11 protein-coding genes and 1 pseudogene are annotated in these 15,655 nt (G+C 49.5%); 7 read left to right on the top strand and 5 right to left on the bottom strand.

What is annotated here, in order from left to right; translation table 11 throughout:
• Positions 1 to 58 precede the first annotated feature (58 nt).
• Together ACUZ8J_RS19710 and ACUZ8J_RS19705 are read left to right on the top strand one after the other, a co-directional pair.
• Positions 59 to 1,237, top strand: coding sequence for a PrnB family protein (locus tag ACUZ8J_RS19710; protein WP_446694723.1), 1,179 nt, complete (start codon positions 59 to 61; stop codon positions 1,235 to 1,237).
• Between the two features lie 4 nt (positions 1,238 to 1,241).
• Positions 1,242 to 2,366, top strand: a complete 1,125-nt coding sequence (locus ACUZ8J_RS19705) for an aminotransferase class V-fold PLP-dependent enzyme (protein ID WP_446694722.1) — start codon at positions 1,242 to 1,244, stop codon at positions 2,364 to 2,366.
• A 72-nt stretch (positions 2,367 to 2,438) separates the two neighbouring features.
• Here the strand turns inward: ACUZ8J_RS19705 and ACUZ8J_RS19700 are convergent, their stop codons facing one another.
• Positions 2,439 to 2,696: a YceK/YidQ family lipoprotein gene (locus tag ACUZ8J_RS19700; protein ID WP_227499224.1), complete on the bottom strand. Its 258-nt coding sequence runs from the start codon at positions 2,694 to 2,696 to the stop codon at positions 2,439 to 2,441.
• A gap of 250 nt (positions 2,697 to 2,946) precedes the next feature.
• The gene (locus ACUZ8J_RS19695) at positions 2,947 to 4,149 is read right to left on the bottom strand and encodes a dicarboxylate/amino acid:cation symporter (RefSeq protein ID WP_446694721.1); all 1,203 of its coding nucleotides are present in this window, start codon (positions 4,147 to 4,149) and stop codon (positions 2,947 to 2,949) included.
• Positions 4,150 to 4,553: 404 nt separating this feature from the next.
• Between ACUZ8J_RS19695 and ACUZ8J_RS19690 the strand changes: the two genes are divergently transcribed.
• Entirely contained in the window at positions 4,554 to 4,733 is a 180-nt protein-coding gene (locus ACUZ8J_RS19690) for a hypothetical protein (RefSeq protein WP_446694720.1), read from the top strand.
• A gap of 129 nt (positions 4,734 to 4,862) precedes the next feature.
• On the opposite strand, the gene ACUZ8J_RS19685 is transcribed toward ACUZ8J_RS19690, so the two are convergent.
• Together ACUZ8J_RS19685 and glnA are read right to left on the bottom strand one after the other, a co-directional pair.
• Positions 4,863 to 7,100 (bottom strand): TonB-dependent receptor, encoded by a 2,238-nt coding sequence (locus ACUZ8J_RS19685; RefSeq protein ID WP_446694719.1) that lies wholly within the window; start codon positions 7,098 to 7,100, stop codon positions 4,863 to 4,865.
• Between the two features lie 405 nt (positions 7,101 to 7,505).
• Positions 7,506 to 8,915 carry a glutamate--ammonia ligase gene (gene glnA, locus ACUZ8J_RS19680; protein WP_011715534.1) on the bottom strand — a complete coding sequence of 470 codons (1,410 nt, stop codon included), beginning with the start codon at positions 8,913 to 8,915 and terminating at the stop codon, positions 7,506 to 7,508.
• Between the two features lie 986 nt (positions 8,916 to 9,901).
• Here glnA and typA point away from each other — a divergent pair.
• Positions 9,902 to 11,712 (top strand): annotated as a pseudogene (gene typA, locus ACUZ8J_RS19675) (translational GTPase TypA).
• 90 nt (positions 11,713 to 11,802) lie between these two features.
• On the opposite strand, the gene ACUZ8J_RS19670 reads toward typA, so the two are convergent.
• Positions 11,803 to 12,810: a helix-turn-helix domain-containing protein gene (locus ACUZ8J_RS19670; RefSeq protein WP_446694718.1), complete on the bottom strand. Its 1,008-nt coding sequence runs from the start codon at positions 12,808 to 12,810 to the stop codon at positions 11,803 to 11,805.
• 176 nt (positions 12,811 to 12,986) lie between these two features.
• Here ACUZ8J_RS19670 and ACUZ8J_RS19665 point away from each other — a divergent pair, with 176 nt between their 5' ends.
• Genes ACUZ8J_RS19665 through ACUZ8J_RS19655 form a run of 3 tightly spaced genes read left to right on the top strand, consistent with a single transcriptional unit; the run spans position 12,987 to position 15,325 of the window.
• On the top strand, positions 12,987 to 13,700 hold the full coding sequence (locus ACUZ8J_RS19665) for an SDR family NAD(P)-dependent oxidoreductase (protein WP_446694966.1): 714 nt from the start codon (positions 12,987 to 12,989) through the stop codon (positions 13,698 to 13,700).
• A 47-nt stretch (positions 13,701 to 13,747) separates the two neighbouring features.
• Entirely contained in the window at positions 13,748 to 14,254 is a 507-nt protein-coding gene (locus ACUZ8J_RS19660) for a 2,4'-dihydroxyacetophenone dioxygenase family protein (protein ID WP_342202768.1), read from the top strand.
• Between the two features lie 9 nt (positions 14,255 to 14,263).
• Positions 14,264 to 15,325, top strand: coding sequence for a zinc-binding dehydrogenase (locus ACUZ8J_RS19655; RefSeq protein WP_446694717.1), 1,062 nt, complete (start codon positions 14,264 to 14,266; stop codon positions 15,323 to 15,325).
• Positions 15,326 to 15,655: the final 330 nt, after the last annotated feature.

The following is a 15,655-nucleotide window of genomic DNA, read 5'->3' as shown; positions in this document are numbered from 1 at the left end:
GCGTCTATCAGTACTTGCTCCGGTAAAAATAACCATAACAATTTTCAAGGATGTCCAAGTGAAACCTGCCACCTATAACACCGAAGCTTTCGATGAGTGGATCCGCAGTCGCTTTGTGGAACTCAACTCTCAGCTCGAACAGCTTTATTACCAGCAGACAGACCGCGCCAATGTGCAAGATATCGGCACCGAGCTTAAGCAAACATTAGAAAGTGAAGGGCGTGAGCTGATTAAGGCGCTGCTTGATGAAGGCAATACCGATGAAGGCTTCGACAGTGCCTTCGATCTACTAGGGAATGTCGGCCTGTATATGGCCGCCTGTCGTCGCCATGAGATTACCGAGCCGACGCGGGAAACCACTTCACCACTGGTCGAGGCTTCGGCGCTCGCTATGCATATCGGCGCCTCCATCGGTGTGACGCCACGCTTTGCTACTGCTCATTTGACCACCCATAACCGTGCCCACAATGGTATCTACAAACGCTTTACCGATCTGCCCGACGAAAAGCTGTTTGTGGATTACAACACTAAGGGCATCTTGGCTTATAAGCGCGCCAGCGATGCCTTATTAAAAATTCAGCCCTTGGGGATCTCTCATCCTATTAGCCACGATTTACTGCGGGTGGCCAAGCAGGCATTGCAGGACGTGATTGAGTCAAACCAGCAGTTATTCAAACGTTTAGATACCGACCGTTTCTTCTATTGCGTGCGCCCCTATTACAAACCCTATCGGGTTGGCTCTGTGGTGTATCGCGGCGCCAATGCTGGCGACTTTGCCGGAATTAACGTTATCGATTTAACCCTAGGTCTCTGCTTTGCCAACGAATCGGCCTATTCGCAAATGCTGGTGGATAAGTTTTTATACATGATGCCAGAGGATCAACAAATCCTGCGGGAGTGTATGCGCCGTCCGAATTTGATGGATGACTTTTTACAATCAAAGGCCAGCGTGCAACAGGATTGGTATCAGGAAAACCTCAAACTGTTTATCGAAGTCTGTGAATTACATGGCGAAACCGCCATTCAACACCACAATGAGTTGGTGACTAAATACATTGCCGAGCCTTCGGTAAATATGGAGCAGCAACATTTAGCCAAGGTCACCGCCAGCGGTCCACCATTGCACGTACTGCTTGGCTCCCTCGAGCGCTTAAGGGATAGACGCGCGGCGGTGTTGCGACACGATATTCGTACCCGTTATCACGATCTGAAAAAACTCAAAGACAGTTTAAGGTAAGGTCATGCTGCTAAATGTAAAACAAGACTTTTACCTCGCTGGCCCTGGTTATCTGCTCAACCATTCCGTGGGGCGTCCACTCAAATCGACCGAGCAGGCGTTTAAGCAGGCATTTTTTGCGCCTTGGCAGGAGTCTGGCCGCGAGCCTTGGGGCCAATGGTTGGGCGTCATCGATAACTTTACCGCGGCGCTGGCGAGCCTATTCAATGGTCAGCCACAGGATTTTTGCCCGCAGGTAAACCTATCGAGCGCTTTGACCAAAATTGTGATGTCCCTCGATAGATTAACGCGGGATGGCGGCGCCGTGGTGCTGATGAGCGAGATTGATTTTCCCAGCATGGGGTTTGCCCTGAAAAAGGCATTACCCGCAAGCTGTGAACTGCGCTTTATTCCCAAGGGCTTAGATGTCACCGACCCCAATGTGTGGGACGCGCATATTTGTGCCGATGTCGATTTAGTCTTTGTCAGCCATGCCTATTCTAATACTGGTCAGCAGGCGCCATTGGCGCAGATCATTCCCCTTGCCCGTGAGCGTGGCTGCTTGAGTCTCGTGGATGTGGCGCAATCGGCTGGGATTTTGCCGCTGGATTTAACCAAGCTACAGCCGGACTTTATGATTGGTTCGAGTGTGAAATGGTTATGCTCAGGCCCAGGGGCTGCGTATCTGTGGGTCAATCCGGCTATTTTGCCCCAGTGTCAGCCGCAGGATGTGGGTTGGTTTAGTCATGAGAATCCCTTCGAGTTTGATATCCATGATTTCCGCTATCACCCAACTGCGCTACGGTTTTGGGGCGGTACGCCTTCTATCGCGCCCTATGCGATTGCCGCTCACAGCATTGAATATTTTGCCAATATTGGCTCACAGGCGATGCGTGAACATAACTTGCGGTTGATGGATACAGTCGTCCAGATATTGGAATGTGAGTTGGTCTCGCCACGGGAAGTCGATAAGCGCAGTGGCACCTTGATCCTGCAATTTGGCGAGCGCCAAGCACCCATCATGGCGGCGTTGGCGGAGGCGAATATCAGTGTCGATGCCCGCAGTTTAGGAATACGCGTATCGCCGCATATCTATAACGATGAGGCCGATATCGCGAAGTTGCTGGAGGTGATAAAAGCCCATCGTTAACGGATTGAACAGGGCTTGCTCGGAACGGCTATGAATGGGGTGCGCTAAGGCGACCTAGTTGCACCCCTATGCTTAAATACTGTAGTTATAGCGGCAGAACATAGACCGTGGGGTGCGAAGTTCAGGATTGCTTGGGGTGATAGCCAAATCGACGGGTAGCATCACTGCATCGACTACCAGTGAGCCGCCCATATCCACCAGTGTCAGTGGGACTGTAAACAGCAGTAGAGGCGGAGCGGATATCGCGGATATCACCACACACTCCTCGCCATTATCGACAGCCGTTTGCACACTCGAAAAAGAGTGACCCCAGGTTGAATCTGCTCCCATTCTCGACGTTACCGCTGCGCATCCGCTGAGATACCCGCATACAACTAACCAAGCCAACCAACGCATAACCACTCCATTGTTTATGTTTGAAAAAACGCATCGCTTCCATATGGCTGACTCGTTTGCTCGACTCAGCTTTTTGGTACTGCGGTAGCATAGCGGATTTTACTCGGCACAAATGTGCTCTGTTTCAATGGTTTGGCATTCTAATCAGATGAGTTTCGTTGTCAATTATTCGGCAATTGCAGCCCTATGGCTCAAGCCTTTTGCGATTGAGGCGTTCAACAATTTGGCTGGCATTTAGATCGTGGACGACGTTTATCACGGTGGAAGGTGCGTCGGTAATGGCGCCTATCACCACTAGAATGGGGATGGTTTCCATCGGTAATCCTAAGGTGGTGACGATAAAAATCTCCCCGAGGAAGGCGCCGCCAGGCACGCCACCAATGATGAAGGCGGACAGGACGGAGATGAGTATGGTCACCATAAACACATCGACCGTAAAATCTAACCCGAGCAGAGAGTAGATAAACACAATCTTCAGTGCGGTGATAATGGATGCGCCACCCTTATTCAAATTCACCAGCAGCGGTAGGCTGATATCGGCGATTTCGGGTTTTATCCCCATCTTCAGCGCCGCCCTTAAGGTAACGGGCAGAGTCGCGAGGGAGGAAGTCGTGCCTAATGCGGTCACTGCGGGTTCGAGGGCGTGGCGCCAAAATTGTCTAATCCCGTGCATGCCGCCGCCAAGCCAGGCATAAAAGGTGGAGCCGACGGTGAGGTAGATAAAACAGGCTACTAAAAATAATCCCACGGCGCGGGCAAAGGTCACCACAAGCTGCGGATCTTGACTCGCCATGGTGGAGGCAAAGTAAGCGCCAAGGCCGACGGGGGCGGCAAGCATAATAATGGCGACTATCTTCATGATGACGGTATTAAAACTGTCGAGCAGTGCCGAGACTTTACGGCCATCTTCACCCGATTGACCTATAGCGATTCCGGCAATCACCGACATGATGATAAGCGCCAAGATATTGGATTTGGAGAGTAATCCAGAAAAGTCATTGGTGGTCAGCAGCGCCACAAAATCCATCTTCCCCGAGGTGTCGCTAACGGTTTGATTAAGATCGAGGGTCACGCCTTGTGCAGGATCAAACATCAGTGCCAGTAAGGTGATGCCGACGGCGGGAATAATCGCCATCAGAATCGAGACACCCATAATTGACACTAAAATCGCCCCAAGCTTTTTTAAGTCCGTCATGCGGGCTATCGAAGAGGTCACGCTGATCGCCACTAAGGGCACGATAATCATAAACAACAGATTTAAAAAGATTTGCCCTAGAGGCTTGAGCTTGAGCGCCAAGGATGGCCAATAGATGCCGATAATGCCGCCAAGTAATAATGCGCTGAGCAGCACAATAGAGTCTTGATAGGGTTTGAGTTTTTGCCACATAGCTAAGCGCCTATTGTTATTTTTATCATTGTGTTGGTGAGTCATTAGGAGCGCCCAAATGAAAGAGGTCAATCATGCAGCATGGACATGCTCAAGCTAGCGAGTCATTCACATAAGTGCAAGAAGGGATTGGAAATAAACTCTTTTTGGGTTTGGAGTAACGGGTAACAAGCGTGCTTGAGTTTCTTCTTCATCTGATTTCGGGTGATGTGACTCTTACTAACGCGGTGGCTTCTGTTTAGGTGTATTAGCCGCACGGCGAGAGCACGTCAGTAGAAAGGAGTATTTACCTAGTTAGGCTCGTTTGTAGCGTTGTGCCACGTTCGTTTATTGATTAGCTTACGCAGTCTGGGTTTTATGCAAACACCCAAGGCCAAAATTACTAGTTAATCAGGATGAATCAAATGCTAAAAAAATGGATTGCGATACTGTTACCCGTTGCCGTATTAGGTTTGAGTGGCTGCGCCTCGGTCAGTGATACTGATACCGATTCGACGGTAGCAAGCAGCGCCGAGAAGAAAGTCACCAAAAAAGATTGCAACAAAGTCACAACTACGGGTTCGCGCCTTGGTCGTTGCAAATAATCAGCTTGCTCCTGTATGCATATGCATAAAAAACGGTCCACTTGGGGACCGTTTTTTTGTTTGTAACGCTTGCTTAACCCGCCTTAAGGGAAGGCTGAACACAAGCGATTAATGCCTTTTAGCCTGTGATCACCAACTCAGTTGATAATTGAGGGCAAAGGTGCGACCGCGGCCATGGTAGTCGAACATAGACTCAGGACCGTAGGTCGGACTGTAGAAGTACACCGCTCTTTGGCCCCACAGGGTGCTGTAGTCTTTATCGAGCAGGTTTTCGATGCCGTAGCTCAAGGTGCCGACCGGTAAATCGATAGAGCCCAGTAAATCCAGCGTCGTGTAGCTATCAAGCTCACTCGCTAGGCCATCGTTGGTTTTGAAGCGATAGTCAGATTCGGCGCTAAAACTGTGCTCAGCCTGTAAACGGATCTTCTGTGTGTCGCCGCGCCAGCCAATAAAGGCAGTGACCTTAGAGGGCGAAGCATAAGTGACGGTTTCATCGACCCAATTATTCTCATCCTTCACTTCACTGCGCACCAGATGCAGGTTGGTGCCGACTTGCCAGTCTGAGCTGATATCAAAGTTCAGTTGTGCCTCTAGGCCATAGCTGCGCTTATCTTGGTCTTTGACATTGATGGTCAGATCTTTGCTGTTGACCTCAATGACCTTGTCAGACACGGCATAATAGACGCTGGCTTGCGCCTGCCAACGGTCTGCAAGATAACGCCATCCCAGCTCCATGGAGTCGGTCTTGATCCCATCAAGGCGCGTATCATTGATATTGATGCTGTTTTGCAGCTGTAAGTAACCGTCGGCATCGGCCTTGTAGGTGCCGCGGCCATAGTATTTCGATAGGTCTGGCAGTTCAAAGCCTTGGGAATAGGCAAGCCAGAGTTGTTGGTCTTGGCTTAATTTAGCCACCAAGCCGAGATTGACTAACCCTATGTTATAGTCGGTGCTGCCGCCTTTAATGGCATCGGCTCCCTTGGCCTTGCCAGAGGCGATCGCCACCTGTTGGTTATAACCGATAAAATCATCAACGCTGTTTTCCATGTGTTGATAACGATAGCCTGCGTTTAACACCAAAAAGCTACTCATCTCCCAACTGCTTTGGACAAATGCAGCAATGGATTCGACCGAAAAGTCGACATAACGGCCGGTAGTGAACAGCTCGCGCATCACTAAGCCGCCGTGTTGGTTGGCGGCATCGAGGTCGAAGCTCATTTGGCTCGAATCAAAACTTTCTTTATCCCAATCCAGTCCCCAAGTGAGAGTGAGGCTATCGACGGGCTTGGATTCCACGACTGCCTTCAAACCATAGATGCTGGTGTTTTGGGCCGATGCAGAGAAGTTGTAGACGCCGCTGGTTTCATTGACATAGGGGAACGGGTGGAAATCCAGATTCTCTTTGCGATAAAAGCCTTGTAAATACAGGCTTTGACCAAGAAACTCATTCTGGGAGTAGGACAGATTCAGCAAAGTGCGCTCGGTGGCGGGGCTGCGGTCAGCGTCTAATCCCTTACGGGTTTCGAGCACTGAGGCATCGCCAGTGACGCCTGAGAAGTTCTCACCCATATACAGACCATGTTCATCGTCTGAACCGTTGCGATAGTATTGCGCCATGGCGCTGAGGTTGGCGTCATTGGCAAGCTGCCAATCCATATTCGCCATTAAATCATAACCTTGGGTGTACTGCATTCCGGTTTGGGTAATGTCCAGCATCACAGGGTTGCTACTGCCATCAAACCATTGGCCGTTTTCCTGCCAAGCGGCACTAAAGCGCCCTTTAAGCGAATCGCTGCCCCCGGTCACCGCCAGCGCGGTGTGGTAATCTAAATCATCACTGCTATTAAAGCCGGACTTGAATCCCGCTTCGGCTTCGAAGGTATCACTGCTGTCAGCCGCTTTTTTAGTGACAATATTAATGGCACCGCCCAGTGCGCCACCGCCATAGATAGCCGACGCGCCAGCGAGTACTTCGATGCGGGCAATATTGAATGGATCGATACTGTCGAGCTGGCGGCTGATACTGCGGGAGGTGTTCATCGACACGCCATCGATTAGGACCACCATGGCGCGACCGCGAATATTTTGGCCAAAGTTGGTGCGCCCTTGGCTGGACACGTCCATCGACGGCACTAAGGCGGCGAGCATTTCCTTAATACCTTTGCCGCTATCGGTTTGCTCGCGAATGCTGGCTTCATCAATGATCCACACAGTGCTGGAGAGATCGCTGATTTGGGTCGGTGAGCGGGTGGCGGAGACCACCATGCGCTCCATATCGGTTTCTGCGGCTGTTGCCACATTAACAAGCCCCAGTTGGCAGATAACTGCGGCGGCGACTAGGCTTATCGGCCCCATAGACTTAGGCATAGTATTCTCCATCAAAAACAATAGGTACATGAGAAGCCAAAAGGACTGCACTGTGGTGCCTTTCCTTGCGACCCAGAAAGCGTTTTTAATGGTTTGAATTCAATGCGCTAACTGAATATGAATGGAGAGTATTCCGTGTTTGGCTCCAAAAAAGACGCATTATTATAGTTGTAATCGAGAATCGTTCTTAATTGAATTTACAAAGCCTTTACTTTTTTATGCACCCAAAATCACGAGGCGACAACAAATGGACAGAAAACAACGAGAGGTCAGAGTGTATGTGTGTAGAGGTGTTGAATAGGCTGGGGAATACTTGGGAGTCACTGTGCGATAGAGACAAAAAAGCCCCGACAGAAGACTGTCGGGGCTGTTAGATTTTGTGCAGCTAATTGATGCCGTTAGCCATTACAGGCTGTAGTACATCTCGAACTCTAATGGGTGAGTTGTACGGCTTACACGCTCAGCTTCTGCAGATTTCAGTGCAATGTAAGATTGGATGAAATCTTCGCTGAATACACCGCCGCGAGTTAAGAACTCGTGGTCAGCTTGCAGGTTTTCAAGCGCGTTTTCTAATGAAGTCGCTACTTGTGGGATTTCAGCCGCTTCTTCAGCTGGCAGATCGTACAAGTCTTTATCCATCGCTTCGCCTGGATGGATCTTGTTTTGGATACCATCGATACCCGCCATCAGCAGTGCTGCGAAACCTAAGTATGGGTTTGCATGTGGATCTGGGAAGCGAGTTTCGATACGACGGCCTTTAGGGCTTGGTACCACTGGAATACGGATTGAAGCGCTGCGGTTACGTGCTGAGTAAGCTAACATCACTGGCGCTTCGAAGTGTGGTACTAAACGCTTGTAAGAGTTAGTGCTTGGGTTAGTGAAAGCGTTCAGCGCGCGAGCGTGCTTGATGATACCACCGATGTAGTACAGTGCAGTTTCACTTAAACCAGCGTATTTGTCGCCTGCGAACAGGTTCACACCGTCTTTAGACAGAGATTGGTGAACGTGCATACCGCTACCGTTGTCGCCAACGATTGGCTTAGGCATGAAAGTCGCAGTCTTACCGTAGGCGTGAGCCATGTTGTGTACTACGTACTTCAGAATTTGGATTTCGTCCGCTTTCTTAGTCAGAGTGTTGAAGCGAGTTGCGATTTCGTTTTGACCCGCAGTCGCTACTTCGTGGTGGTGAGCTTCAACGACTTGACCCATTTCTTCGAGCACTAAACACATAGCGCTACGTAAGTCTTGTGATGAGTCAACAGGAGCTACTGGGAAGTAACCGCCTTTCACGAATGGACGGTGACCAGTGTTGCCACCTTCGTAGCTAGTGCCAGAGTTCCATGCCGCTTCTTTAGCGTCGATTTTCACGAAACAACCAGACATGTCAGTACCGAAACGTACGTCGTCGAACAGGAAGAATTCTGGTTCTGGTCCAACTAATACAGTGTCAGCGATACCGGTAGAGCGTAAGTATTCTTCCGCTTTTTTCGCGATAGAACGTGGGTCGCGGTCATAACCAGTCATAGTGCCTGGCTCGAGAATGTCACAGCGGATCAGGGCAGTGGTTTCTTCGGTGAATGGGTCTAATACAAACGTGGTTGGGTCTGGCATCAGCACCATGTCTGATTCGTTAATGCCTTTCCAGCCAGCGATTGACGAACCGTCAAACATTTTGCCGTCTTCGAAGAAATCAGCGTCTACCTGATGAGCAGGGATAGATACGTGCTGCTCTTTACCTTTGGTGTCGGTAAAACGTAAATCAACAAACTTAACTTCTAATTCTTCAAGTTGCTTTAAAACTGATTCAACTGACATTCTCAAGTCTCCGGTAGGGTAAAGGGATGTCCCTTCTATAATCTTTTAACTCAAGTCGCGCTTGAGCCAAACTTACAAGCTATATAGCGATATCTATGCCAACAATTTAAGGTGTTGATAATCAAAGGCTATATATTTTAGTGCACAACAATTCACTTCGCGTTGCACTATGTTGGTGCGTTTGCATGTGGCATTTTGGTGCATTAATCCATTTTGGTGCGCACCGTCACAACACCATTTTAGTGCAAGCAACTTGAGTGCAATCTCGCAACGCCCACTTATCCCGAACTCGTCGGCCCATTAAGCTCAGAGGCAAGCCGGATTGATATCTCAATTCTGGCTTTTGACAAGATTCGAAACCAAACAAAGCACAACGAATTTAGCACATTAGTGAGGCGAGATAACCGTGCAAGCTCACTATTTCAATCGTCCGCAATAATGTCACAAAACCGTGGCAACCTAAGCTGTTTTTCGCGGGGCGGTTATAGCTGGTTATATTGAATAATGCTTAATTATCAGGTTATTAAAGTCGTTGTTCGCAATGTGGAATAGAGTTTGTTGAAACTGAGGCCAAAGGCATCCGCAGAAACCGCTAACTGGTACCTACTGCGCTTATTTTTATGGCTCACTCTGGCGCGTCACGGCTGGATTGCGTGGATTGACTATACTTATGGCGGCTTTGAGCCGAGCAGCAAAAGCTGCACTGAGTGAAAAATAGTGAATTCAGCTGCTTAGCTTGGTTGATGACAAGATAAACTGGTGAATCGCCTGCGCATTAACGGTGCATTTAGGCTATTTGACTCGGGCAAGAGAGTACCTTTTGAGCACAGTGCTCAAAAAATTGTTTTATAAGTGTTCAAAAATAATCCTGTGCGGCGAGGCCGCTCTGGAGTAGAATGTCACGCTTTTTTATGGCGACTCAACGTAGATTGCTATAACGAATATTGAAATATCCCTATTTTTGTTTGATGGTAAGAGGTTTATCCGTGCTAGAGAATTTACGTAACATCGCCATTATTGCGCACGTTGACCATGGCAAAACGACCCTGGTTGACAAGCTGCTGTCGCAATCAGGAACCCTTGCAACCCGGGGAGAAGCTACTGAGCGGGTGATGGACTCCAACGATCTTGAAAAGGAACGTGGGATCACGATTCTGGCAAAGAATACTGCCATCAAGTGGAACGACTACCGCATTAACATCGTAGACACCCCAGGCCACGCCGACTTCGGTGGTGAGGTTGAGCGCGTATTGTCTATGGTGGACTCAGTATTACTGCTGGTTGACGCCGTTGACGGTCCAATGCCACAGACTCGCTTCGTAACCAAGAAAGCGTTCGCCCAAGGCTTAAAGCCAATCGTTGTTATCAACAAGATTGACCGTCCTGGTGCTCGCCCTGATTGGGTTATCGACCAAGTATTCGACCTGTTCGACAACTTAGGTGCGACTGACGAGCAATTAGATTTCCCTGTTGTTTACGCTTCTGCGTTAAACGGCTTCGCAACGTTAGATCCGGATGAAGTTGGCACAGATATGACGCCACTGTTCCAAACTATCGTTGAAAAAGTATCTTCACCTGCAGCTGACGCTGAAGGTCCATTCCAGATGCAAATTTCTCAGCTCGATTACAACTCATACGTGGGTGTTATCGGTGTTGGCCGCATCAAGCGTGGTACATCAAGACTAACCAACAAGTGACCGTGATCGGCGCTGATGGTAAGACTCGTAACGGTAAAATGGGCCAAGTATTAGGTTACATGGGCTTAGAGCGTACCGAAGTTGACGTAGCAAACGCTGGCGACATCGTGGCTATTACCGGTTTAGGCGAGCTGAAAATTTCTGACACTGTGTGTGCTGCAGGTAATGTTGAAGCGCTGCCACCACTGTCAGTTGACGAACCAACACTGACTATGACTTTCCAAGTCAACACTTCACCTTTTGCAGGTAAAGAAGGTAAGTACGTGACTTCACGTAACATTCTTGAGCGTCTGCAACAGGAATTAGTGCACAACGTGGCACTGCGTGTTGAAGAAACTGACAGCCCAGACCGTTTCGCGGTATCTGGCCGTGGTGAATTACACTTATCTATCCTGATCGAAAACATGCGTCGTGAAGGTTACGAGTTAGCAGTTTCTCGCCCAGAAGTTATCTTAAAAACCATCGATGGTGAACTGTGTGAGCCATACGAGACCCTGACCGTTGACGTTGAAGAAGAACATCAAGGTACAGTTATCGAGAAGCTGGGTGTACGTAAAGCTGAGATGAAAGACATGCAGCTTGACGGTAAAGGCCGCGTGCGCGTTGACTTTATCATCCCAAGCCGTGGCTTAATCGGTTTCCAAACTGAGTTCTTAACTGCAACTTCTGGTACTGGTCTGATTTACCACTCATTCGATCACTACGGTCCGCACAAAGGTGGCGATATCGGTCAACGCGCTAACGGCGTATTGATCTCTAACGCGACTGGTAAGGCGCTGACATTCGCACTGTTCGGTCTGCAGGACCGCGGTCGTCTGTTTATCGGTCACGCTGCCGAAGTTTACGAAGGTCAAGTAGTGGGTATCCACTCACGTTCTAACGACCTGACAGTTAACTGTCTGAAAGGTAAGCAGCTGACTAACATGCGTGCTTCTGGTACTGACGAAGCTCAAGTACTGACTACGCCAATCACCTTAACTCTTGAGCAAGCGCTTGAGTTTATCGATGATGACGAATTAGTTGAAGTAACACCTAAGAGCATCCGTGTTCGTAAGAAACACTTAACTGAAAACGACCGTAAGCGCGCTAGCCGCGGCTAATGGTGGTTGTGTGGTCGCCGATAAAGTGACTGCACAGTGAATGAATAAGGCCCCGCTAAGGCAACTTAGCGGGGCTTTTTTTATCAACCTTCAATCCTCAATTTGTCCCTTACGATACTGCTGTTGCCATTGTTTTGGGGAAAATCCTGTCCAAGTTTTAAAGTGGCGACTAAACACGGCGACTTCGGCATACCCAAGTTGCAGTGCGAGTTCGGTGATGGTTTGCGTGCCATAACTGAGTTGCTGCTGGGCGATGTTTTGCCTGACATCCTGTAGCAATTGTCGATAGCTTTGCCCCGTCTCTTTCAGCCTCGTTTGTAGGGTGCGTTCGTGTAAACCCAGCGCCGTCGATACCCGTTCGATACAACACTCTCCCGTGGGGAGCAACCGATGGATTAAGTCCCGTGCTTGGTCGGCAAGGTTGTCGGGGTAGCGGCTCTGTAAATATTGTAGGTGTGACTGGAGGTGGCGGTTAAGTGCCTCTTCATCGTGATAGTTACGCCCCAAGAGTTGTGAGGTTTTGAGCACCACGCCATCAAAGGCTTCGCGAAAACGCACTGGCTGGATAAAGCGCTGTAGCTCAGAACCGCTAGGTTTGTTCTGGCACAAATACAGAGGAATGTTGCTGATATTCATATTGAGCAGGCTCGAGACAAACATTGCCAGCTGCGCCACGCTCATTTGCATCAGTTGTTCTATGCCGCTAGGGCTGTGGACATTGATCGACAGCGCCAGTCGCACAATGTCAGTCTGTGGCTGTAGCTGCAATGACACCCCTGAGGCGTGTAAATACAGATAGTCATTCACTCGGGCAAGGGCATCGGCCACTGTGGCCGTGTGCGACACCAACATCGGCAGATCCCCAAGTACATGCAAGGTTTGTCGCTGTGCCAACATTAAGCCAAACAAGGGCTGCTGGCAGCGCTGTGCGGCAATTTCTAATAATTCGGCTAAGCGTGGATAGGCGATATAGGTATTGGGATCGCGAAACTGCGCCTGTCGCAGCCCCGCTTGCTGGATCATTTCGATGGGGTTTTGCCCCAATTCTAGGACTAATTGCTCAAATTGAGCGACGGCACCACTTCGGACTAGGTACATGGGACGCTTAGTTCACTTTGTTATAAGACTCGTAAAATATCAAATTTGGCTCGTAAAAAGTCAAGATGCTGAGTAATTAAGCGTCTAAATTAACATCGTCTTAATAATTAAATGTATAAATACAAACAGAGGACAGCTATGCGTTTATTACATAAAACCGCCGTGGTGACGGGGGCATAGGGCAGGCCATTATTCGTAAACTGCTTGCCGAAGGGGCTAGGGTTGTCGCCGCCGATTTGTCCGTCGATGCGCTCAAGGTGTTTAACGATGTCCCCAGCGACAAGCTCGTCACTTTTAGTGTCGATGTGACTGATTACAGCCAAGTTGAGGCCATGGTCAAGCAGGCGGCCAAGCAGTTTGGCCAGCTCGATATTCTGATCAATAACGCCGGCATCGGTTTGGCTAAACCGCTGTTACAGCATGATCCTATTAATGATTTTGAACCTGTCACCAATGTGAACCAAAAGGGCGTGTACCACGGCATCCTCGCCGGTGGCCGTCAATTCCAAGCCCAAGGCACTCGGGGCGTGATTTTAAATACCTCGTCAGTTTACGCGCAGCTCGCCTCAGAAATGACCTTTACCTACAACGTCAGTAAAGCGGCCGTCGACATGATGACCAAATGCGCCGCGCTAGAGTATGCGCCGCTTGGTGTGCGGGTCTGCGCCGTGGCACCGGGCCGTGTCGATACGCCTATGCTGCGCCAATACGAAGCGCTCGGGCTGTGGGAACACATTCGTAAAGAACAAATGCGCCAAGAATTTACCCAACCGAATGAAATTGCCGATGTGGTGGCATTTCTCGTCAGTGACGAGGCCAACTGCATCAATGGCTGCACAGTGAACGCCTCCGACGGCTTTGAAAACTTTAAATATCCACTGCTGGGGTAGTGGTAGCTCGACCCAACAACACAATAACAACAATGAGGAATGCAAACATGGCTCTACCAGAAGTGATTAATCATCAAGACTTTTTATTAACCCTCAACACCAACGAAGAACAGATCATCAAAGATGCCTTACCGGGTGTCGATGTGTACCCGTTATTTTTAGACCCTGAAAACGGGGTTTGGGTGATCCGCGCTAAGTTTAAGCCGGGAACTACCTTACCTAAGCATTTCCACACGGGTGTGGTGCATTTCTATACCTTAGCGGGTCGCTGGAACTACCTAGAATATCCAGATCAACCGCAAACCGCGGGTAGTTACTTGTATGAGCCAGGCGGTTCTATCCACACTTTCCATTGCCCAGCGGATTCTGAAGGCGCCGATGGGGTGATGGTGATTACCGGGGTGAACGTTAACTTCGATGCCGATGGTAACTTCATGTTTATTATGGATGCAGGCTGGATTGAGCAGGCGCTCTTGGCGGCTGCAAAAGCGCAGGGAATTAAGCCGCGTTATATCAAACCCGGAGCCTTAGCCCGCATGAGCGATGCAGAATAGGAGCCCGCTATGAGCATGATGAATGCCATTGTGATGCAGGATGGCGACGTCAGCCTGCAACGGGTCGAGCTACCTAAACCACAGGCGGGCCAAGTGTTAGTGCGTAGCCTCGCCTGTGGGATCTGTGGTTCGGACATTCATATCACTCGTCACTACAGCGAAGTGTTTGATTTTTATCGTAAGCTTGGGGTAATGCCCGAAGGTGTTGATAATCATGCCGCCGTGATGCTCGGCCATGAGTTTTGTGCCGAAATTGTCGAGTTTGGTCCACAGACTCATCAAGCCTTAGCGCTTGGCACTCGGGTGACGTCTGTTCCCATTCTGATGAGCCAAAATGGTGCGGGAGTGGGAGTCACTCCTGGGGTGAATGGGGCCTATTCTGAATATTTCATTCTCGATGAAGCCCTATTGATGCCTGTGCCTGAACATTTGCCGCCGGAGGCCGTGGCACTGACTGAACCCTTAGCCGTGGGATTGCATGCGGTGAATCGGGGCGATATGCAGGCCGAGGATGTGGCGCTGGTTGTGGGCTGCGGTCCTATTGGTCTGGCGGCGATCTCCGCGCTGCACTTACAAGGCGTGACGAAGATAGTGGCGGCGGATTTGCAGGGCGATAAATTGCAATTAGCCCGTGAATTTGGGGCGACTCATACGGTGAACCCCAGTGAGCAGGACGAAGTCGCCTTCGCCGCCGAGCTTGCGGCGGGTAAGCGATTGGTGATATTCGAATGTGTCGGGATCCATAGGCTTATCGAAGGCTTTGTGCAGCGTGCACCCGCCAAGGCGACGATAGTGGTGACAGGCATTCACACTGCCAATGCTAATATCAATTACGCCTATGCCACGGTCAAAGAATTGGATATGCGCTTCTCCTACTATTATCAGCCGGCGGAATTTGCCACCTGTTTAGCGGAACTAGCCCAGGGCACTATTCCTTGGCGTAAGCTGCTCACGGGTAAAGTGGGTATGGATGGGGTATCGGGGGCATTCAAGCAATTAATGCAACCGAATCCACACATTAAAGTTGTGATAGAGCCTTGGCGAAATGGCGAGCTAGAGACGCTCAGCTAATCGCTCGACACTTAATCAAATAAAGCCGTACATTAATGTGCGGCTTTTTTGTTCATTGTTAGCGTTTTTGATATCCTCAATTGGCTAATTTTTAATCCTGCATGGGCTCACAAAATAGCGACTTTTAGCCTATTTCGATTGTGTTTTAGCGAATGTAGCCTAGGGTTAATTGTTAGGCCAATCCCTAGTGATGGCATTGTCTTTGTTACCAAATTTGTATTTTCTGCTGTCACAAGATTGCCAATAAGCCTTGGCAAACTGTGAAGGCTCTCGTTTCGACCGTAGTGTGTCTAGCAAGAGTTTTAGGGCGCGCTACTCCCGTTAGTGCAA

Source organism: Shewanella sp. Koi 1, assembly GCF_052907445.1.
This window is presented reverse-complemented; position numbering and strand designations above follow the sequence as displayed.